The organism is Winogradskyella eckloniae (genome assembly GCF_013249045.1).
Taxonomy (GTDB): Bacteria; Bacteroidota; Bacteroidia; order Flavobacteriales; family Flavobacteriaceae; genus Winogradskyella; species Winogradskyella eckloniae.
Map to the genome: position 1 here is coordinate 1 of NZ_JABRWP010000013.1, position 22,516 is coordinate 22,516.

At 34.6% G+C, this 22,516-nt stretch carries 14 protein-coding genes and 1 tRNA gene; 8 read left to right on the plus strand and 7 right to left on the minus strand.

All coding sequences use genetic code 11. From position 1 onward, the window contains the following. On the plus strand, positions 1 to 260 hold a 260-nt coding region (locus tag HNV08_RS15885; protein ID WP_173282350.1), incomplete at its 5' end, for a T9SS type B sorting domain-containing protein. A gap of 246 nt (positions 261 to 506) precedes the next feature. Here HNV08_RS15885 and HNV08_RS15890 read toward each other — a convergent pair. After that, positions 507 to 2,033 (minus strand): OmpP1/FadL family transporter, encoded by a 1,527-nt coding sequence (locus tag HNV08_RS15890; RefSeq protein ID WP_173282351.1) that lies wholly within the window; start codon positions 2,031 to 2,033, stop codon positions 507 to 509. A gap of 33 nt (positions 2,034 to 2,066) precedes the next feature. Next, positions 2,067 to 3,008 (minus strand): hypothetical protein, encoded by a 942-nt coding sequence (locus tag HNV08_RS15895; protein WP_173282352.1) that lies wholly within the window; start codon positions 3,006 to 3,008, stop codon positions 2,067 to 2,069. Between the two features lie 100 nt (positions 3,009 to 3,108). Between HNV08_RS15895 and proS the strand changes: the two genes are divergently transcribed. From proS to era, 5 genes are all read left to right on the plus strand, one after another. Next, complete coding sequence (proS, locus tag HNV08_RS15900; RefSeq protein WP_173282353.1) at positions 3,109 to 4,587, plus strand: proline--tRNA ligase; 1,479 nt, start codon at positions 3,109 to 3,111, stop codon at positions 4,585 to 4,587. A 108-nt stretch (positions 4,588 to 4,695) separates the two neighbouring features. After that, positions 4,696 to 4,767 (plus strand) — tRNA-Glu (locus HNV08_RS15905). Between the two features lie 23 nt (positions 4,768 to 4,790). After that, complete coding sequence (gene rpsT / locus HNV08_RS15910; protein WP_173282354.1) at positions 4,791 to 5,042, plus strand: 30S ribosomal protein S20; 252 nt, start codon at positions 4,791 to 4,793, stop codon at positions 5,040 to 5,042. Between the two features lie 321 nt (positions 5,043 to 5,363). Further along, positions 5,364 to 5,546: a hypothetical protein gene (locus HNV08_RS16375; RefSeq protein ID WP_241697246.1), complete on the plus strand. Its 183-nt coding sequence runs from the start codon at positions 5,364 to 5,366 to the stop codon at positions 5,544 to 5,546. Between the two features lie 96 nt (positions 5,547 to 5,642). Further along, positions 5,643 to 6,524, plus strand: coding sequence for a GTPase Era (gene era / locus HNV08_RS15920; protein WP_173282355.1), 882 nt, complete (start codon positions 5,643 to 5,645; stop codon positions 6,522 to 6,524). A 28-nt stretch (positions 6,525 to 6,552) separates the two neighbouring features. Here era and HNV08_RS15925 read toward each other — a convergent pair whose 3' ends face one another. From HNV08_RS15925 to HNV08_RS15945, 5 genes are all read right to left on the minus strand, one after another. Next, positions 6,553 to 7,053, minus strand: a complete 501-nt coding sequence (locus HNV08_RS15925; RefSeq protein ID WP_173282356.1) for a GTP-binding protein — start codon at positions 7,051 to 7,053, stop codon at positions 6,553 to 6,555. Positions 7,054 to 7,071: 18 nt separating this feature from the next. Next, the gene (locus HNV08_RS15930; protein ID WP_173282357.1) at positions 7,072 to 8,955 is read right to left on the minus strand and encodes an OmpA family protein; all 1,884 of its coding nucleotides are present in this window, start codon (positions 8,953 to 8,955) and stop codon (positions 7,072 to 7,074) included. 10 nt (positions 8,956 to 8,965) lie between these two features. Next, positions 8,966 to 9,904, minus strand: coding sequence for a PorP/SprF family type IX secretion system membrane protein (locus HNV08_RS15935; RefSeq protein WP_173282358.1), 939 nt, complete (start codon positions 9,902 to 9,904; stop codon positions 8,966 to 8,968). Positions 9,905 to 9,919: 15 nt separating this feature from the next. Continuing rightward, positions 9,920 to 16,069, minus strand: a complete 6,150-nt coding sequence (locus HNV08_RS15940) for a gliding motility-associated C-terminal domain-containing protein (RefSeq protein WP_173282359.1) — start codon at positions 16,067 to 16,069, stop codon at positions 9,920 to 9,922. Between the two features lie 190 nt (positions 16,070 to 16,259). After that, positions 16,260 to 18,380, minus strand: coding sequence for a LysM peptidoglycan-binding domain-containing protein (locus HNV08_RS15945; protein WP_173282360.1), 2,121 nt, complete (start codon positions 18,378 to 18,380; stop codon positions 16,260 to 16,262). 357 nt (positions 18,381 to 18,737) lie between these two features. Between HNV08_RS15945 and der the strand changes: the two genes are divergently transcribed. Next, positions 18,738 to 20,042, plus strand: coding sequence for a ribosome biogenesis GTPase Der (gene der, locus HNV08_RS15950; protein WP_173282361.1), 1,305 nt, complete (start codon positions 18,738 to 18,740; stop codon positions 20,040 to 20,042). A gap of 8 nt (positions 20,043 to 20,050) precedes the next feature. Further along, entirely contained in the window at positions 20,051 to 22,480 is a 2,430-nt protein-coding gene (locus tag HNV08_RS15955) for a T9SS type B sorting domain-containing protein (protein WP_173282362.1), read from the plus strand. Positions 22,481 to 22,516: the final 36 nt, after the last annotated feature.

Sequence of the window (22,516 nt, forward strand, 5' to 3'; positions counted from 1 at the left end):
ACCCATTGTATTTTACACCCAATGGAGATGGATTTAATGAAACTTGGAACATCGCAGGTATTGGAAGTAATGCAAAAATTTATATATTTGACAGATACGGAAAGTTGTTAAAACAATTAAGTCCAGAAGGAAGTGGTTGGGATGGCACGTTTAATGGTAATAAAATGCCAACGAGCGACTACTGGTTTACAGTAGAGTATGACGAGCCAGGCACTGATATCCGTAAAGAATTTAAAGCCCATTTTACCTTGAAACGATAAGGTGAAATCTAAATCATAAGCACCAAAAAAAAGCCTGAGTATTAATTTACTCAGGCTTTTTATTGATATATGGTTGCAGTATGTAATCGTATAAATTACAGCTTAATGGCGATTTATTAAGGTATCTGTCTGATTAATTAATATCAATAAGATGTCATATCTAATTGCAACTTATATTTAATCTTAGGAAATAAAAAACCAGAGTATTCATTATACTCTGGTTTAGTGTATTTAGTACGTCTATTCTTAGATATCAAAACCTAAGGTTAAAATGAAATCTGAGTATTTAGTCTGTAAAGCAGCAGCATCTGTAAGTCCTACATTGTATAATTGCTGATTATAATCTCTTTCAGATTGACTATAAGCAAAATCTAAATTGAAATTACCAAAGTTATAGCCTAAACCTAATGAGTACCCATTTAAATCACCATAAAAATTAGTGTCTTTGTATGGGCTCTCTTCAATATGGTACCCAGCTCTAAAGCTAATCTGTTTGTAGCGGTATTCTCCACCAATTTTATATGATGCAGAAGTAGTTAATTCGTTACTTATTTCATTGTTTAAACTTGAGAAAAGTATATCATTTGTAGGTTTAAATTTTGAGTTTGAGTAATCTTTTACGGCGTAATCAAAACTAATTAAACCAGTTTTTCCAAAAACATATGCTAAACTACCTGTTAGTTTAGCAGGACTTTGTAATTTATATTCTTCATATATATTGATAACATTACCTATATAATTAATTTCAGAATCGGCATTGTCAGAGTCTATTCGTTGTGTTAGTTCATCACTAATTCTATACCAAGTTGGAGAATTATAGGCTAAACCTACTCGTAAGTCCTTTGTGATTTTGGCTATGGTACCCAATTGAAATGAAAAACCACTACCAGTTGTATGTAATAAATTTTCAAAAGCAATGTTGTTAACTAAAGATCCACTATTCGAATTTGTTTCTCTAAGACGTGTTAATTTTTCATAGTTAATAAAATGACTATTTAAATTTAAACCGAAATATATTTTTTCGTCATAATCAGTGGCAAAATTAAACGCAAGTTTGCCATTGTATCCAGTAGATGCATACAAGTAATTTTGATTAAATGAACCTGGTGCAACGTTTGATATGTAATTAGTTTCATCATCGTTAGTGTCATCATCTAAATTTTCAGGATCTAATATTCCTGACCAATACCCTAAAAACGCTTGTTGAATTGAATAGCCATTTTGCAATGTTCCAATATCGGCATAGGCGTCTTCAATAAATTCACCAGGTAAAAGTTTTAAGATGCCAAAAGGAATGCTATTGTTATTAGTATATGATAAAAAATAACTATCAATAGAATTTGAATTTGTGCCACTAGCAATCCATTCGTCATCGAAATCTGATGAACGATCGTATGCAATACTTAAGCTGAATTTTTTCCAGTTAGAATTTGTATTTGCATTTTTAAAAACAAATACAGCTCCCAATTGATTTAAATCAACAGTAGCATTTGAAACTGCATTTGCATTATTGAAGTAATTGATGTCATTAGATGTATTGAAAAGTCCTAAGGACAAAGAAACTTCACTATTGTTAAAAATAGCAGAACCAGCAGGATTAATATTTACGCTAGAAAGATCTCCTCCTAATGCGCCAAATGCACCACTCATAGCTCTAAACCTTGCAGTCCCTTGAATCTCGTCTTGAGAAAATCGAACTGCATCTGAAATATCTTGCGCTAAAATATAGGACGAGCTTAACAAGCCTATGCCTAACATAAGTAACTTTTTCATAATATATTTTTAAAATTTGGAATTAACTTTAGTCTATCCTCTTCTGCTACTAGATGAACTACTACCTCTACTGCTGCCACTAGATCTAGAACTAGAAGATGATGATCTTACGCTTCCTGAAGAGGAACTTCTAGATGATCGAGTTGATCTCGTTGTAGTTGATCTTGAGTTACTTCTAGACGGAGTCGTTGATCTAATTGTTCTGCTAGACGTAGATGATCTTGAAGATCTCGTACTTGGTCTAGTCCTTCTTATTGTAGTACTAGATCTCGACGATGGATTAGAAACCCTTATACCTGTTCTTCTAGTACCGCTACTTCTAGTTGTTGTTGCATTAGAATTTGACAATCTCCTAGAAGTGGAGTATCTATTTGACAGTGCATAATTACTTCTTCTCGATAATGCTGCATTACTACTACGACTTAAATTTCTGTTATATAACAATCCTCTTCTAGAATTAATGTAAGTATATCTGTTTCTATACAAGTCTCTAAGATATCCGCCATACCAATAGTTGTAACCAAAAGCAGGTATTCCCCAACTGTTGTAACCCCAGCCAAATCCGCCGTTCCAAACCCAAAAGTTATTATAGCCAGACCAACTATAGTCTATATAATTCACAACCACAGTATTGCTGTTCTGTCCCCAACCACCGTAAGGTGTTTCTTGTTCTAAAGTATTATCAGTCGTTTCAATATAATTACCTTCATAAGAATCTATATCTGTGAAAATTTCACTTTCTTCACTAATAGCATCTAGTTCAGCTACATTTTCAGCAAAGTAATTTTTATAATAATTAGAATTGTTAGTTGACGTTGTGACAACTGGTTCTTCAGTTTCATTTGCCTCAGTAGAATAAATACCGTCATTATCGTATCCTGCGTATTGAAATGAGCCACATGATGTCATAAAGGAAGCTAATCCAAGTACAACAACTAATGGTAATTTTTTGAATGTCGTAGTTTTAGTTTGCATATCTTTTTTATTTAATTGTTGAACAGTGTAAAAATAGTTAGTTTTGCTGAACTATTTTATTATTTAACATAAGCACAATTTTTGTGCCAAAACATAAAAAATGAGTAAAAATCTTACTAGTAGAGCCGAAGATTATTCAAAATGGTATAATGAATTGGTCGTAAAAGCTGATTTAGCAGAAAATTCTGCCGTTAGAGGGTGTATGGTAATTAAACCATATGGATACGCTATATGGGAAAAAATGCAGGCGGAATTAGATCGCATGTTCAAGGAGACAGGGCATCAAAATGCTTATTTTCCATTATTTGTGCCAAAAAGTTTATTTGAAGCAGAAGAGAAGAATGCAGAGGGTTTTGCTAAAGAATGTGCGGTTGTTACGCATTATAGATTACAAAATGATCCAGATAATGAAGGGAAATTAAGAGTTGATCCTGAAGCAAAATTAGAGGAAGAGCTTGTGGTAAGACCTACTAGTGAAGCCATAATTTGGAATACCTATAAGGGCTGGATTCAAAGTTATAGAGATTTACCTATTTTAATAAATCAATGGGCAAATGTGGTACGTTGGGAAATGCGTACACGTTTATTTTTACGTACAGCAGAATTTTTATGGCAAGAAGGTCATACGGCTCATGCTACAAAAGCAGAGGCTCTTATCGAGGCAGAACAAATGAATGATGTCTATGCAAAATTTGCAGAAGGGTTTATGGCCATACCTGTAATTAAAGGTGTAAAAACAGAAAGCGAACGTTTTGCAGGTGCAGTAGAAACCTATTGTATTGAAGCTTTAATGCAAGACGGTAAAGCACTTCAGGCTGGAACTTCTCACTTTTTAGGTCAAAATTTTGCGAAAGCGTTCGATGTTAAGTTTACTAATAATGAAGGAAAATTAGATCATGTTTGGGCAACATCTTGGGGTGTTTCAACACGATTGATGGGAGCATTAATAATGACGCATAGTGATGATAAAGGTTTGGTTTTACCACCAAATTTGGCACCATCTCAAGTTGTTATTGTACCAATATATAAGAATGACGAGCAATTGAGTCTGATCACTGAGAAGGCAGAAAGTATAATTAATGACCTTAGAGCATTAGGTGTGAGTTGTAAATTTGATAAAAGAACAACGCATAGACCAGGTGCTAAATTTGCACAACATGAATTACAAGGTGTACCATTGAGAATTGCAATCGGTCCTAAAGATTTAGAAAATAATACGATTGAGTTGGCAAGACGTGATACATTAACAAAGGAGATTGTTCCAATGGATGGTTTAGCGACTACGATAAAGGATCTTCTTGAAATAATTCAAAATGAATTATTTAATAAGGCATTGACTTATAGAGATGAACATATAACAGAGGTAGATGATTTTGAGACCTTTAAAAAGGTCTTAGAAACGAAAACTGGATTTATATCAGCGCATTGGGATGGCACGGCTGAGTCTGAGCAGAAGATAAAGGAGATAACAAAAGCAACTATACGTTGTATACCAATGAATAATAAAAAGGAGGAAGGAGCCTGTATTTACAGTGGAAAACCATCAATACAGCGTGTACTTTTTGCAAAGGCTTATTAATTTTTTTAAAAAAATTTGATAAGGTGTTGCAGAATTTAAAAATAGTTGTATTTTTGCATCCGCAATGGAAACGTTGTAGGTTCATTTAAATAATAAAATAACCAAAATGGCCCGTTCGTCTATCGGCTAGGACGCATGGTTTTCATCCATGTAAGAGGGGTTCGATTCCCCTACGGGCTACAATTTTAATAAGAAGAAATACAATGGCAAATCATAAGTCAGCATTAAAAAGAATCAGAAGTAACGAAAAAAAACGTGTGCTTAATAAGTATCATCATAAAACAACTCGTAATGCTATAAAGAAGTTACGTGAGGTTACTGATGCTGCTGAAGCTCAGAAAATGTTACCTTCTGTAATTAGTATGATTGATAAGTTAGCTAAAAAGAATATTATTCATTCTAATAAAGCTGGTAACTTAAAGTCTAAATTGACTAAACACGTTGCTGCGATATAATTGTAGTTTCTACTAGAAAAATAAAAAAAGTCTTTCCTTATAGGAAAGACTTTTTTGTTTTATAACAGTTAGATAATATCTAACGTATATGGTGTTTAATTTTATGGTTTTGAATTTTTAGTAGCGATTATCTGATTATTAGGTTTTAGTGAGCCTGAAATTGGTTATTAATCTAATGAAGTACATTTTATTGTTGAACAGGAGAAAGAGCTTTTAGACCACCACGGTGTTACAGTCCATTTTGTTGATGCAGGCATAGATACAGGTAATATTTTATATCAAGATACTATTGTGGATGTTATCACTAAAAAAGATAATTTTATGACATATACGTATCTTCAGTTAGCAAAAGCATTGCCTTTACTAAACAAAGCCATAAAGGATATAGAATTAAATAGGGTTAAGTCTATTGCAAATTCAGAAGAACAAATTAATAATGCGCTATACTACCACCCAACGCTATGGTTTTATCTATATAATAGATGGTTTAGAGGAGTAAAGTAGTATATTGTTTCGGCTTCAAAGAAAACGGATTATATAGAAAATATCTAAATAGGTATATTACTTTAAAGATTGTAACTTTGTTGCAAATTTTTAAAGATGCACAAAGCTGGTTTTGTAAATATTATAGGTAATCCAAATGTTGGGAAGTCTACATTAATGAATGCATTTATTGGTGAGAAATTGTCAATAATTACATCAAAAGCTCAAACAACAAGACATCGAATTTTAGGGATTGTGAATGGCGAAGACTTTCAAGTAGTATTAAGTGATACACCTGGAATTATAAAACCTGCATATGAGTTACAAACTTCAATGATGGATTTTGTAAAATCTGCTTTTGATGACGCAGATGTGCTTATTTACATGGTAGAAATTGGTGAGAAAGCATTAAAAGATGAAGCTTTTTTTAAGAAAATTACAAATTCAAAAATTCCTGTTTTATTATTACTCAACAAGATAGATACATCTAACCAAGAACAGTTAGAAGAACAATCAGAGTTATGGCAGAGTAAGGTGCCTAATGCTGAGTTTTTTCCTATTTCTGCTACAGAGGGTTTTAATGTTCAGAATGTATTTAATAGAATTATAGAGTTATTACCAGAGTCGCCAGCCTTTTACCCTAAAGATCAATTAACAGATAAACCAGAACGTTTTTTTGTGAATGAAGCCATTAGAGAAAAAATACTAATGCATTACAAAAAAGAGATTCCGTACGCTGTAGAAGTAGATACGGAAGAGTTTTTTGAAGAGGAAAATATTATAAGAATGCGCTCTGTAATCATGGTTGAGAGAGAAACGCAAAAAGGTATTATTATAGGCCATAAAGGATCAGCTCTAAAAAGAGTAGGTGTAGAGGCGCGTAAAGATTTAGAAAAGTTCTTTGGTAAGCAAGTACATTTAGAACTCTATGTAAAAGTGAATAAAAACTGGAGAAGCAACCAGAACCAGTTGAGGCGTTTTGGCTATAATCAAAAGTAAGATTATTTAAGCTTCATTTTATGAAAACTTATCGATAAGGGTTAATGATGTTATTCATAAAATTATGCAGTTGCTGCATTTCTGACTTGCCTTTAGCTCTTCCTAGTCTTCCAAATAGGTATAATACAAACCATAAGACCACCATTAATAGTGTAAAGGCTAATTGAATTGAATAGGTGTTGTTTAATGAGATATTTGTATATGTCCAAATACCGAATGCTAAAAATAGGCATGCTACAATAAAATGGAAAAACATAAATAGAGTCCAAACCGTTGGATTTGGACCAAAAAGTCCTAGAATAATGGATTTGTCTTTTTCTTCTTGTGTAATTTCAAGATGCAGTTGAGGCGACCAAAAATGCTGTTTAATTTTTGGATATTTTATAAATACGTGATCATCTATTCTACTGACGATAAATTCTGATTGTGTGGTCTTTGTGTATTCAAATGCCTTCAAGACGACTTCATTATCTGTTGAGAGTTCAATTTTAAATCGTGGTCTTAAAACAATATCATTTGATAATGTCATAGCATAGAGACTAAAGTTTTATTTTAAGATTAGGAATTCTACACGTCTATTTATAGAATGCTCTGTTTCTGTACAATTATCACCACAAGGTACTAATGGCTTAGTTTCACCGTATCCTACAGAGGTAAGTCGGTCTCGCGATATGCCATTTTGCACTAAATATTCTAATGCAGATTTTGCACGTTTATCAGATAATTCTAAATTAAATTGAAATCCTGCTCTAGAATCCGTATGTGCACCGAGTTGAATTTCCATTCTAGGATACTTAACTAAAAGCGCAACTAAGACATCTAGTGTACTTGCAGCTTGAGGTTTTATATCCCATTTTGCAAAGTCGAAATAAATGTTTTCTAACTGAATAAAAGTGTTCCCGAAATCATCATCTGTTACAATTTCTTCGGCATCTTTGTAAGATTCAATTTCAAGTTCAATATTAAATTCTATATTGCCCTTATCATTAGTATCAAAATATTCTAACTGTGGTATATATTTTGGTTGAAATCCTTCAACTGAGTATTGCTGATTTGGTAAGGTTGATAATTTGTATTTTCCATCTTCTCCTACAATTTGTTCTGCTACGACATTACCATCTTTATCAAATAATGTTACGGTAGTGTTTGGTAATATGTCTCCAGTAACTTTATCAGTCACTAAACCTTCTATAAAATAGGTTCGCTCTGTATCAATTCTCTTAAAGGTGTAGATATTATCTAATCCAGATCTATTAGAGGATAAATAACCTGTATTTAATGAATCAACTACAACGAAGGCAAAATCATCTTTTTCACTATTAATAGTTTCACCTAAATTAAGTGCGTCTAAGAATTTGTTGTTTCTAACAGAACTAGAAAACAAATCTAAGCCACCAAAACCATGTTTACCATTAGAAGCAAAATACAACGTACTATCTTTGGCAACAAAAGGATATTGTTCTCGTCTTATCGTGTTTATGTTATTTCCTAAATTAACTGGCTCTCCAAATGTATTATCGCCTAAAATGTCTACATAATATATGTCAAACGAACCAATTGAACCTGGCATATCACTAGAGAAATATAATTTAGTCTCGTCTTTATTTAATGCAGGATGCATTGTTGAGAATTGATTGCTAGAAAATGAAACAGGTTCTATGTTTTTCCATTCATCATCTACTAATTCTGCTTTAAAAATACTAACAACAGCTATTTTAGTAGAATCTAAATCAATTCTGTTTTTAAGATTTCTTGAGAAATACATGGTTTTACCATCTTTAGTAAATACGGCATTGCTCTCATGTTGTTTTATTGTATTTATTTTCTTGCTTAGTGGTACAATACTATCTAATGTAATCGTGTCTCCTGTTGTAACTTTAGCTTCATAGAGATCTAAATATGGTTTTCCATTCCATTGGTAGTTAGGATTCTTAATATTTTTTGTTGAAGCAAATACAATTTTATCACCATTTAATCCCACACCAAAACTTGATCCGCCAACATCTGCAGTAAGATTCACTAATTCGTATTCATAAGGAATAATACGCTTTAATAATGATTTAAAACTTTTAGTATTAAAAGGGTTATTTAAATGGTTAGTGGTAATCTCATCGGCTTCATCATATTTTTTAATGCCTTTTAGAACATCAAAATATTTAAAATAGAAATCCTCGGATAACTCTGCACTATCTTTTAAGTCATATACTTGTTTATAGGCTTTGTATGCGTTTTCAAATTCAGAATTATAATAGTAACAGTCTCCGAGCTTCTCTAAGTTAGATGCTGTTTTTGGTAAACTTGTATAGATTTCAGCAGCGTCAACATAGGCTCTGTTTTCGTATAAAATATCTGCCTTACTCTTTGATTGGGAGAAAGAAAGTGCACTAGTTGCTAGTAGCGCTAATAGAATATAGTGTTTAATCGTTTTCATTTGCTTTCAATTAGAAAAATCTTGGGGATTTATCGTAACCTTTTCCGAGCTTACCAATATTAAATAATAGAAATATTTCGTGAGATCCGGAATTAAAACGACCTAAGTTAGATAACGTATGGTCATAGGCATATCCTATTCTAACAGCATCAGTCATGGTAAAATTCATCATGCCACTAACCGAGTCCTCAAAGCGGTAACCTACTCCAAATTCTACTTTATTATGAATTAAAACATTAGCTGTTAAATCAACCGATAGACGTGCGCCATCGACGTGTTTTGCCATAAAAGCATGCTTAAATTTATAATTTTCCCCAAAATCAATTACATAGCCACCTGTAAAAAAAACGTGAACTTTATCGACGCCTTGAGTTACGATACCACTGTCTTCCTGCAGATATTTAGTTTCTAATAAATTCGGTGCAGAAAGGCCTAAATAATAATGTTCTGTGAACAAAAATAGACCTGCTCCTATATTAGGAAATATATGATTTATATTTTCAGCATAAGCCGGATCAGGCAATGGATCTGAGTATACAAAACCGTCAAAATTGGTACTAAAAAAAGTGGCACCAGCCTTTATTCCAAACGATAGTTTTGTCATCTGACCAATTGGAAGCACATAAGCAAGATCTGCATAGGCATTGGTTTGTTTTACAGCATCTCCAATTTCATCATGTACAAAGGAAATTCCTCCTTCCATTCGATCCGTAATGGTTGAATGTGCAAAAAGTGTACCTGTGGTAGGACCTCCAATGGATTGTGCCCATTGCGATCTATAAAGTAAACCCAAATTCATTTTAGAATTATCATCTGTAGCGTAAGCAGGATTTATTACACTCATATTATACATGTATTGTGTATACTGAGCATCTTGCTGAGCATGAGAATATAATCCTATCACTAAAATTATAATTACACTGCTATATGTTTTTATTTTATTAATCATTTTAATATTTCATAATTATCTATTTAAATAGACTCTTCCTTGAATAGCTTCTGTTAGGCCATCATTAAATTCAAGTATATAAAAATAAACACCTACAGGTAAAACAGTATTGTTGTTTTTCCAAGTCCCGTCCCATTTTGGTGAATTAATATCGCCTTCATAAAGTATGTTACCATATCTATTATAAATACTTAGTTTAAAATTTGGATATAAATCATCTAAATATAGAATTTCAAATACATCGTTAATGTTATCGCCATTTGGAGAAAAACCGTCTGGGATTAATAAATCACCAATACATTCTATAAAATTAATACTGACCTCTAATCGTATGTTACTTTCGCAACCGTTAGTGGATCTTAAAGCAGCATAATATATAACGCCTTCTTGCAATAATGTACTTGTAGAGTATAAGGTTCCGTTGATAGGTTCATCGTACCATACTATATTTCCACCTTGGATAATTCTATCTGATAAATCTGCTATAGTGGATTCTTCTTCTGAACAAAATTCGGTTCCATTTTCAATAAGTTCTGGAGTTTCAACGTCTTCAACAAATAATTTAATAGGTTCAACAAGACTTGTATCCGCATTACAAGATTGACCTAGTAAAAATAATTGTAATAATGCCACTTCCGTTTCTCCAGGATTTGGCAGTAAGGATTGAGGAATTGTAAAAGTAGCATTTCCATTAGATACGGAAATAAGAACAGTATTTGTAGATGAATTTGCTAAACTTAATTGATAAACGATGGCATAATTTCCATCTGCTAATAGCGAAGCTCCTGTAATATTAATAACAGCATCTTCTTCTCCAAAGCAAACCACATTACCACCATCTGCTTCCATGGTAAGACCTGTCACATCTGGAAAATCAACAATGTTTACTTCTACAGTTGCGATACTTGTAATGCTACATTCTACGGTTGTAATTGAATAGGTATAAACACCAGTAGGGTCTACAAGCGGATCAAAGACACCAGTGCCACTTGCTAATGTCGGTGACCATGTACCTCCAAGGTCTGGTGCACCGCCCAAATTATCAAATAAGTCTATCTGGTTAGTATTATCAATACAAATATTAAGAATGGCATCAGTCCCTGCATTAGGTATAGTAATAATTGAAACTACAACTTCTGCACTAGCCGCAGGACAAGATGAAGTGCTGTCGGAAACGGTGTATGTGTAAGTTCCTGGAGTATCAATTGCTGGGTCAAAAACGCCAGTGCCACTTGCCAACGTAGGTGACCATGTTCCTCCAGCAGTAGGAGTTCCGCCCAAACTGTTGAATAAATCACTAGCTACATCATTTGCACAAAGGGCTATAGATCCATCAGCTCCGGCATCATTTACTGAAGAAAAAGCAATATCAACTGTAGCCGAACTTGTACCACACGATGTGGTAATTGTATAAGTATATGTCCCTTCTAGGTCTGTATTTGGATCAAATATTCCGGTTCCACTTGTAAGTGTTGGCGACCATGTTCCACCTGTTTCCGGTGTTCCTAAAAGGCTATCAAACAAATCAACAGAACTGACATATAAACATAAATTAAGTGTGCCATTACTACCTGCATCCGGACCTTCAGTAAAAGTCACAACCACAGTAGCTGAAGCTGGAGGACAACTAGATGAATTACCTGTAATAGTATAGGTATATGTGCCAGCAGGATCTATTGAAGGATCAAATTCACCTGTGCCACTCGCTAGGGCAGGAGACCATGTTCCTCCTACTTGTGGCGTGCCGCCTAAACTATCAAATAAATCCGTTAAAGGATCTGTGTTACAAAATTCAATCGCACCATTTGTACCTGCATCATTTAAGGCAGAGAAATTTACCGTTACTGTTGCAGAACTGCTGCCACATGAATTTGATATTTCGTAAGTATAGGTACCTTCTAAATCCGAGTTAGGATCAAAAATTCCTGTACCACTGACTAGAGCAGGTGACCATGTTCCTCCTAAGTCTGGGTTCCCTGCAAGACTATCAAATAAATCTACGGTTGCGGTACTGTTACATAAATTAAGAGTGCCGTTATTTCCTGCATTTGCGATTTGATCTATTGTTACAGTTACTTCTGCCGAAACTGTTGGACAATTAGAAGCACTGTTAGTGATTGAATAGGTATACGTACCGGCCATATCAACTAAGGGGTGAAAAACGCCTGTACCACTATTAAGTGCAGGAGTCCATGTACCACCAACATCTGGTGTGCCTCCTAAACTATTGAATAAATCAACTGGTGCATCTGTGTTACAAAGTTGAATACTTCCATTTGTTCCTGCGTCATTTAATTCTGAAAAAGTAACTGTTACTGTAGCAGAATTTGTACCACAAGAATTACTCAAGGTATATGTATAGGTGCCTTCAGCATCTAGATTAGGATCAAAAACTCCTGTACCACTGGTTAGTGTTGGCGACCATGTTCCACCTGTTTCTGGCGTTCCAGATAGGCTATCAAATAAATCAACGATGGCTGTACTATTGCAAAGGTTTAAAGTGCCATTATTTCCAGCATTTGGACTTTCAGTTATCATTACTTCAACTGTTGCGGATACACTAGGACAGTTTGAAGCATTATTCGATATTGTATAAGTATAAATACCTGGATTGTCAAATGCAGGATCAAATATTCCGGTTCCACTAGCAAGTGCAGGCGACCATGTTCCTCCCAAGTCAGGTGTTCCACCTAAACTATTGAATAAATCTATTGGTGCATCTAGGTCACATAATGCAACAGAACCATTTGTTCCTGCATCGTTTAAATTAGAAAATGAAACTGTAACTGTAGCAGAATTAGTACCACAAGAATTACTTAAAGTATATGTGTAGGTGCCTTCAGGATCTATATTAGGATTAAATATTCCGGTACCACTTGTTAATGAAGGCGACCATGTTCCACCTGTTTCTGGTGTTCCAGATAGGCTATCAAATAAATCTGATGTTGCTGTGCTATTACATAAGTTTAATGTGCCATTATTACCTGCATCTGGGTTTTGTAAAACACTAACGGTAACATTTGCAGAAGTACTTGGACATAATGAATCTGTACTTGAAACGGTGTATGTATACACACCTGCAGTATCAATACTTGGGTCAAAAATACCAGAGCCACTATTTAAGGATGGTGTCCAAACACCACCTGGATCTGGAGTACCACCTAAACTATTATATAAATTAATACTCGCATCTCCTGCACATAATTCTACGGTTCCATTAGTACCAGCATCATTTAAATTTGTAAATGATACAGTGACCTCTGCTGAACTCGTGCCACACGAATTTGATATTGTATATGTATAAACACCTTCTGGATCTATATTTGGGTTAAATATACCTGTTCCACTAGCCAATGTTGGAGACCAAACACCATTAGTTTGCGTTACGTTTGTTAAACTATCAAACAAATCTACTGTTGCAGTATTGTTACATAAATTTAATGTTCCATCATTACTGTTGTCAAGTTCTTCAGGGAAAATTACGGTAACGTTTGCACTGTCATCAGGACAAATTGAAGCACTATTAGAAACGGTATATGTATAGACTCCGGCTAGGTCAAAAGCGGGATCAAAAACACCTGAGCCACTATTAAGAGAAGGCGACCAAGAACCGCCAGAATCTGGTGTTCCTCCTAAACTATCAAATAGATTTATTGCACTATCATCAGCGCATACTTCTACGATGCCATTGGTTCCGGCTTGATTAGCATCATCTACATTAACGGTAACGGACGCTGTACTATTTCCACAATTGGCTGTAGTTATGGTGTAGGTATATATTCCTGCGGCATCAATATTTGGATTAAAAACGCCTGTTCCACTATCTAATGTTGGCGACCATGTTCCACCTAATTGTGGTGTGCCATCTAAACTATCAAATAGGTCAACCGTAAAATCTAAACTACATAGTAATATACTTCCGTTGAGACCAGCATCTGGAGATACTTCAATAGTCACATTTACGGTGGCGGAATCGTCAGAACAAGGACCTGTGCCAGAAGTCGTATAGGTATAAATGCCTGCCGTGTCTATTAAAGGGTCAAAAATTCCTGTTCCACTATTTAATGTTGGTGTCCATACGCCACCTGCAGTTGGTGTGCCTCCTAAGCTATTAAATAAGTCTATAGGTCCATTTTCAGTACATGCGGTTACGTTAGCATCTAAGCCTGCATTTGAAAAAGGGGTAACGGATATCGTTACCGTTGAGGATGCATCTTCACAAGGTAATGTGCCTGATACTATATAGGTATAGGTGCCAACAGGATCTATTAGAGGGTCAAAAATACTAGTACCACTGTTTAATGTTGGAGACCAAGTTCCTCCAGTATCTGGTGTTCCATTTAAGGTCGTAAATAAATCAATAGTACCATTGTTATCACAAAGGTTGACTGTTGCATTAAGACCAGCATCAGGTTCTTCGATAATAATAATTTCAACCTGAGCTGAAACATCTGGACATGGCGCAATCCCAGATATTGTGTAGGTGTAGATACCAGGAGCATCAACTGAAGGATCAAAAATACCAGTGCCACTTGACAGCATTGGCAACCATGAGCCTCCTGTTTCAGGAGTACCGTCTAAAACAGTAAAGAGGTCAACAGTGGCTAAATCATTGCTACATATCTCTAGCATACTGTCAATACCAGGATCGGACAAAGGGTTAATGGTTACAGTTACTGTAGCTGAATCACCAGGACAAGGTCCGTTATCTGAAAAGGCATACGTATAAACACCAGGCGCATCCAAAGAAGGATCAAATACACCTGAACCGCTACTAAGAGTAGGAGTCCAAGTACCTCCAATAGCAGGTGTTCCGTTAAGACTATCAAATAAATCTATACTGGTAATATTATCACAAATTTCAATAGTTCCATTCTCTCCAGCATCATTGTATTCTATAACAGTAACGTTAACTGTCGCATTAGCATCCATACAAGGCAATGTTCCACTAACGGTATATGTATATATACCAGAGATGTCAACAGCTGGGTCAAAAATATTTGTGCCACTTGCCAATGTTGGTGACCAAACGCCTCCTGTTTCAGGGTTGCCACCTAGGCTTGAAAATAAATCAATGGGATCATCAATGTTACATAATGTTTCTGATGCGTTTGTTCCTGCATTAGGTGCATCAATAAATGTTACTGTTACAATAGCAGAATCATCAGGACAACTATTGTTAGATGGAACGGTGTATGTATAATCACCTGGTAAATCAATATTTGGGTCAAAAATCCCTGAGCCACTAGCTAAAGCAGGAGACCAACTACCACCCGTATCAGGAGTGCCTCCAAGTGAAGCAAATAAATCAAAAGTTGAACCTGTTTCGGTTTCACAAATATCTAAAATTTCATTTTCACCTGCATCTGGTCCTGTGTCTAAAATGACTAAAACACCTAATCTACCTGGACTTTCACAAGGCGGATCGATTGTGGTCGCATAATAGGTTTGACCATTTATTAAGGGCGTTGTAGGTGGTAAAGGAAACGATGAGAACAACGAAATATACCAATTATTTGTACCACTGGCTTCTAAATTTCCGACAGTAGGAGTGGAACCAGATGACACACAGAATTCTTGAATCATATCACCAGTTGGTGTAGGGTTTAAACCTACATTAACCAAAACTGCCAACCTCGATGTTCTACAGCTTCCGTCAGGACTTGCTTGATCTGCATAATAAATGGCATTATCAATTAAAATATCGGTATCATTTAAAGGCACGCCACCAGTAGAAGATAAATACCATTGTACGTCATTACCAACCGCTACAAGGTCTGCAACAGTAGCTAAATCGGCAGATTCAACACAAAAGCCTTGAAAGTTATCACCAGCGGGTTGTATGTAGATGGTAATATCCACTCGAGCACGAGAACCACATGTACCTGTATTATCATCTGCATAATAGTCCTCACCATTAATAAGATTGTCTGAGTTTGATAAAGGCACCGTAGAACTTGCAGTATCATACCATACGACGCCTCCTCCGTTATCTGTTGCGATTAAATCGCCAACTAAAACAGAATCTGTATTACATAAAAACTGATTGCTATTTGTAACTGTAGGACATTGTGCGTTAACAGTAGTTAATGAACTGAAGATTGAAATAAGAAGAAACGCTAATAGTATAGAATAACTTTTAATACTGTACTTTTTGGCTTTCATTAAAAAAATTTAAAATAATTACTTTTTGTTGAAATCGATGCCATGGATTAAGAACAGCAAGTTCAAAATAAAATCGTTGTCTTGCTAATTTGTCAGATAAGGGGGAAACAAATATATGTAAATAGCATTTACATAGCAAAATAATAACAAGTCAGTTTTGAAGTATTTTAATATTTTTTTAATTTTTATGTTAATCTACTTCAATTAATCCTTCATTTGAATTGTATTGTAACAAATGTAAACCAGTGTTTGAATAGGTAGAATCATTTGATTTCTTGTATTCAAATCGTAAGTGAGGGTGTTCCGAAACAATGGTGTTTATCGTGTTTTCAAAAGAACTGTTTTGAGCTAATCTTAATAAGACATCTAATGTAATGTCAAATCCTAATTTAGCATGTCTTGAAGGGCTAATATCAAATACATCTTTATAACTACGATCAAAATCTTTAATATCTTTTTTGTTTTGAGGATCTAAAACAGACGGAAAGATTAATTTAAGCACACGAAATCTCATATCCGAAACCTGTCCTTGTTTTGGTATTAATGCAGATTCAAGTATCGCTAATTGTATATTGTAATTGGATAGTTTGCTCATTAATGCCGTAGTTGAATTAAGAAAAACACTTGTTTTGTCACTATCTAGAATCACGTAATTGAGTTTGCTTGTGCTTAACGCATTCTCTAGTACATTTGGACTAAAATTACCAGAATTGTCAACTTTTAAAAATTTAGCGTTAGGAATAATACTTTGTACTAATGACTTGTTTTTAGATTCTTCCTCCTCACTGACTACTATGACGCGAGCATTTTGAATTGCTAAATAATTTAAGGTCTTAATTTTTTGGTATTCATCACTAGGTAAAGTTTTATAGATTTTACTACTATCCTTTGACACTAAATTAGATTCTATATCAATTAACGCTAATTCTTCGTTTGAATTTATACTCGGAAAATGTGAGGCATTATCTAAAAAAGGGATGAGTACTGCATTTTTTTTATGACTACTATTTACGTCTATTTTTGTTTTTGCGATGTTTTTCTTTATTAAGGTCACATCGAAATCGATATTTAATGCTTTAGCAGAATCAATGGCAATCTGTGCACCTTGGAAAAAATCAATATAAAATTGTTTATCAGGATCTGCATTAACCATATTTTGACGTTCCGTAGGAGAACTTAGTTCTTGACTAGAAAATGGTGTGTAAAAATACAGGCCAGTTGCAGTTTCTGTATTTAAATTTGAGAGTAGTTGTGTATTTCTATTGCTCGTATTAACCAAGATTTCATTTGTAGTATTATCTAAATTAATATCATTAGTTGTGCTGTTTTCATTTAAGTTTCGAGGCATTTTAATAATATCTCCTTTGTTAACAGCAACTCTTAAGCTTGGGTTTAGAGTCATTAAATCCTCCATAGACATACCTGCTTTTCGTGATAAACCGTAAAGTGTTTCTTGCGGTTGTATCGTGTAGTCTACGTAATCCCCTTCATTAATAGTATTATTTATTTCTGTAATTGTATTTGTCTCGGCTACATTAGAGTTTTCATCAGTACTCGTAATGCTATTCGACTTATTAGTACTGATACGATGACCAGCCATTAGCATTTCTACAATATGTGGATTGTTAGCCTCGAGTTCAGCAATAGTCATATTAAATCGTCTTGCTAATTCATATTTGGTGTCGCCTTTTTGAACTAAATATTCTCCATTTGTTGAGGTAACGGCGTTTTTGTCTGGTATGATTAACGTTTGCCCTATTTGTAAAAATTCTGAAAGCTGATTAGAATTGGCAGCTTCTAATTGCGCAACAGTGATACCATTATTTCTCGCTATTCCCCATAAAGTTTCGCCTTTTACAACAATATGTTCTCCAGGTCTTGCAACAGGTGCTTGTTCAGCAATAGAGGTATCAACATTAATCACATGTCCTGCTTGTAACATCCTTACAATATGAGGGTTTTGTTGTTCTAGCATGGCAATGCTTACGCCAAATCTTCGCGATAACCCAGATTTAGTTTCGCCGCGTTGCACCACATAATTTGAAACACCATTTGAGGTAACCTGAGTATTAGATGCTGTTGTCGTGTTATTATTTGAAGAATTAGGAATCAATAAGGTTCTACCAGCATATATGACATCTCTAGAACCAGGATTAAGATCAAAAATGGCATTTATACTTACGCCATATTGTCTAGAAATTTGATAAACACTTTCTCCTTTTTGAATAGAATGGACAATATTATCTTGTTGAGCAGTTGCAAGTTTAGATCCTAAAATTAAAACTATGATCACCGTAAAATATTTCCCCATTCTAATTTAATTTTTAATAGTTTATAGTACTTGAAGCAAGTAAACAAGTACAATGTGGCTAATATGTCATCTCAATAAGACTGCAAGAAAAGGGGCTGATTCTTGACCAATATTGGTCGTAATTACCTTATGTTTGATGTTGTAAAAACCATATTTTATACAAACATTAAAATTACTAAAAATATAGGTGATATAGTTTTATTTAAGACTTGTTATCAACAGGATATTAACAATGTTTGCTGTCGTGATTTTTGTCTTATATAATGGTCTCGAAATTATAGAGAAGAGAGTTAAAAGGTATTAATAGTTGATAAATACTAAGCTTATATACTATCTTTGTCATCTTAAATAAAAAATATGAGTAATATAGTAGCTGTTGTAGGTCGTCCTAATGTAGGAAAGTCTACATTTTTTAATCGTCTTATTAAAAGACGTGAGGCTATAGTTGATGCCGTTAGTGGTGTAACTAGAGATAGGCATTATGGTAAAACGGATTGGAACGGTAAAGAATTTTCTTTAATCGATACTGGAGGATATGTTGTTGGAAGTGATGATATATTTGAAGCCGAAATCGATAAGCAAGTAGAACTGGCTATTGATGAAGCTGATGCCATTATTTTTATGGTTGATGTAGAATCTGGAGTTACAGGAATGGATGAGGATGTTGCTCAATTATTAAGAAAAATAAAAAAGCCCGTCTTTTTAGTCGTCAATAAAGTTGATAATAATAAGCGTTTAGAAGATGCTGTAGAATTTTACGCTCTTGGTTTAGGTGAGTATTACGCTATAGCAAGTATAAATGGAAGTGGTACAGGAGATCTATTAGATGCTGTTGTAGCTGCTTTGCCAGAAAAAGAAGAGGAAGAGCAAGACGAGTTGCCGCGATTTGCGGTAGTAGGACGTCCAAATGCAGGAAAGTCTTCTTTTATTAACGCTTTAATTGGCGAAGAGCGCTATATCGTAACCGATATTGCAGGTACTACTAGAGATGCTATTGATACAAAATATAATCGTTTTGGTTTTGAGTTTAACTTAGTTGATACAGCCGGCATACGACGTAAATCTAAAGTAAAAGAAGATTTAGAATTTTACTCCGTAATGCGAAGTGTTAGAGCAATTGAACATTGTGATGTATGTTTAGTTGTTGTCGATGCTACACGTGGTTTTGATGGTCAGGTTCAAAATATTTTTTGGTTAGCTGAAAGAAATAGAAAAGGGGTTGTTATTCTTGTTAATAAATGGGATTTAATTGAAAAAGATACCAAAACCGCTAAGGATTTTGAAAAACACATAAGAGAACAAATAGCACCATTTACAGATGTGCCCATTGTTTTTATTTCTGTACTCAATAAACAACGTATCTTTAAAGCTATTGAAACGGCTGTTGAGGTTTATCAAAATAGGGCTAAGCGCATTAAAACGAGTGTGCTTAATGAGACCTTGTTACCAATAATAGAACACCAACCACCACCAGCTTATAAAGGTAAGTTTGTGAAAATAAAATATATTATGCAGCTACCAACACCACAACCTCAGTTTGCATTTTTTTGTAATTTACCTCAATATGTTAAGGAGCCTTATAAACGCTTTTTGGAAAATAAATTACGTGATCAGTTTGATTTTAATGGTGTGCCTGTAAGTGTTTATATGAGAAAAAAATAGGAATAATTATGCAATCAAGGTTTTTCATTTTCATTTTTCTCTTGTTGCATGGTTTTGTTTATTCGCAAAACTTTCCTCCAGAGATTAGTGTTACTGGTGGCCAAACGTATTGCCCAAATGTTCCGGTTTCAATAGTAACTTCTGTAACAATTACAGATCAAAACCCAGAAGACACTAACTTGGCTCAAGTTTTTATACAAATTTCTGAAGGCTATGAAATCGGTCAAGATACTCTAGAATTATTAGGAAGTCATCCTAATATTACTTCGGCATGGAATGCTGCTGAAGGTCGATTAACACTTATTGGTCCTGCCTCATTTGATGCATTTACAACGGCTATAGAAAATGTAGTGTTTAATACAAGTCAAGTGAGTTTTTCGCAGAATCGTGAATTTTCAATAAACTTAGGTGAAGCAAATTATCTGCCTAGTACAGGTCATTATTATTTTTATGTTGCCCAAACTAGCATTACATGGTCAGAGGCAAGAGACGCAGCTGCCGCACAAAGTTATTTTGGGTTGCAAGGCTATTTGGCTACGATAACTACGGAGGAAGAATCTCAGTTAGCAGGAGCACAAAGTGCAGGTACTGGTTGGATAGGCGGATCTGATGAGGAAAATGAAGGCACATGGAAATGGGTTACAGGACCAGAAGCTGGACAAGTATTTTGGCAAGGTGTTTCTAATGGATTTGCACCAGATGGTATGTTTGCATTTTGGAATTCTAACGAGCCTAATGATTTTAATAACGAGAATTATGCGCACATAACAGATCCTTCTATTGGTGTTTTAGGGTCTTGGAATGATTTAGGAAATTCTGGCGATGTAGATGTTAATAGTCCATATCATCCAAAAGGTTATATAGTAGAGTTTGGTGGCATGCCAAATGAACCCGAAATTAATCTCTCAGTAAGTAGCACTTTAGTGATGCCAAGGGTAAATAGCGAAGCAGTGACCTTTTGTGGTTCAGGACAATACACGTTGAGTGTAGAATCCTCTACTAACGACGTTTGGTGGTTTGATAACGAAAGCGCAATAACACCTATTCATTCTGGCTTAGAGTACAGTCCTAACCTTAATGAAACAACCACATTTTGGCTGTTACCTGTAGTTCAAGGCTGTCTCACAAATTCGGAAAAAGTACCATTTACAGTAACCATACAGCCCAATCCGATTGTTTCAGATATTGTCATTACCCAATGCGAAGATCATGTAATGGATGGTGTTTCAAACTTTAATTTAAGTGATTATTTAGAGGAAATAGTTACAGGAAATTTAGCCGATTTTGATGTTGAATTTTTCGACACTGCTGATTTGTCGACCGCCATTGATGATCAAGTGTATACCAATTTAATGAACAATCAAATTGTATATGCCTTAGTGACTCATACATTAACGGGTTGCCAAAGTAGTGCTGAGGTGGTACTCAACGTAAGTTCGGCAGTAGTAAGTGGTGCTAATTTAAAGGTGTGTGATAGTTTTGACGAAACAGGTTTTGCTGATTTTGATTTGAGTTTAGCAGAAGCTCAAATTTTAGATGCATTGGCTTCAGATATTTCAATATTAGGTTATTTTGAAACTTATGAGGATGCCTTGTTAGAAGTCAATAGCATAAATAGTATGTATACAAATACAGAAGCTTATAGTCAAACCGTATTTGCAAGACTAGAGCAAAATGGAAGTTGTTATAGTATCGCAGAAATTAATTTATTGGTAGAAATGCTACCTAATTTGCGCGCAGATGAAGTCGTTTATTATTGTTCAAATAGTTTCCCGGAACCTATTGTTTTAGAAGGTGGTATTCTTGAGGACATCCCAAATAATTATTATTACAACTGGTCAACGGGTGAAACCACAATTGCTATTGAGGTGAATGAACCAGGGACTTATACAGTGCAAGTAACAAAACCATTTGGCTGTACGAACGAAAGAGTTATAACAGTATTACCTTCAAGTACGGCAGAGGTTGAAGCCATTGAAATTTTAGATTTATCCGATAATAATACGATTTCGGTTTTGGTTTCTGGTGATGGTGAATACCTCTATAGTTTAGATGATGAAAATGGGTTTTATCAAGACATCAATACTTTCATAAACGTATCTGCAGGCACGCACACAGTTTATGTTAAAGATATAAAAGCCGATTGTGGTAGTATAGCTGCGGAAATTTCGGTGTTAGGATTTCCAAAATTCTTTACGCCCAATGGAGATACTATTAACGATGTTTGGGAAATAAAAGGTGTAGCCTTTGAAGAGCACGTCATTGATCGTATTTCTATATTTAATCGTTATGGAAAACTAATAGCTCAATTAAATGCCGATAGACTGTATTGGGATGGAACTTTTAATGGTGAATTATTACCAACAGATGATTATTGGTTCATTGCAGAATTGTTAGATGGAAGAAAAAGTAATGGTCATTTTACCTTAAAACGATAAAAGTTTTAATACCATTTCATATCTTATTACGTTTTA

Excerpts from the sequence above, each read along its gene's own strand:
- HNV08_RS15890 (WP_173282351.1), bottom strand. The coding sequence starts at position 2,033 with ATGAAAAAGTTACTTATGTTAGGCATAGGCTTGTTAAGCTCGTCCTAT.
- HNV08_RS15895 (WP_173282352.1), bottom strand. The coding sequence starts at position 3,008 with ATGCAAACTAAAACTACGACATTCAAAAAATTACCATTAGTTGTTGTA.
- proS (WP_173282353.1), top strand. The coding sequence starts at position 3,109 with ATGAGTAAAAATCTTACTAGTAGAGCCGAAGATTATTCAAAATGGTAT.
- rpsT (WP_173282354.1), top strand. The coding sequence starts at position 4,791 with ATGGCAAATCATAAGTCAGCATTAAAAAGAATCAGAAGTAACGAAAAA.
- HNV08_RS16375 (WP_241697246.1), top strand. The coding sequence starts at position 5,364 with ATGACATATACGTATCTTCAGTTAGCAAAAGCATTGCCTTTACTAAAC.
- era (WP_173282355.1), top strand. The coding sequence starts at position 5,643 with ATGCACAAAGCTGGTTTTGTAAATATTATAGGTAATCCAAATGTTGGG.
- HNV08_RS15925 (WP_173282356.1), bottom strand. The coding sequence starts at position 7,053 with ATGACATTATCAAATGATATTGTTTTAAGACCACGATTTAAAATTGAA.
- HNV08_RS15930 (WP_173282357.1), bottom strand. The coding sequence starts at position 8,955 with ATGAAAACGATTAAACACTATATTCTATTAGCGCTACTAGCAACTAGT.
- HNV08_RS15935 (WP_173282358.1), bottom strand. The coding sequence starts at position 9,904 with ATGATTAATAAAATAAAAACATATAGCAGTGTAATTATAATTTTAGTG.
- HNV08_RS15940 (WP_173282359.1), bottom strand. The coding sequence starts at position 16,069 with ATGAAAGCCAAAAAGTACAGTATTAAAAGTTATTCTATACTATTAGCG.
- HNV08_RS15945 (WP_173282360.1), bottom strand. The coding sequence starts at position 18,380 with ATGGGGAAATATTTTACGGTGATCATAGTTTTAATTTTAGGATCTAAA.
- der (WP_173282361.1), top strand. The coding sequence starts at position 18,738 with ATGAGTAATATAGTAGCTGTTGTAGGTCGTCCTAATGTAGGAAAGTCT.
- HNV08_RS15955 (WP_173282362.1), top strand. The coding sequence starts at position 20,051 with ATGCAATCAAGGTTTTTCATTTTCATTTTTCTCTTGTTGCATGGTTTT.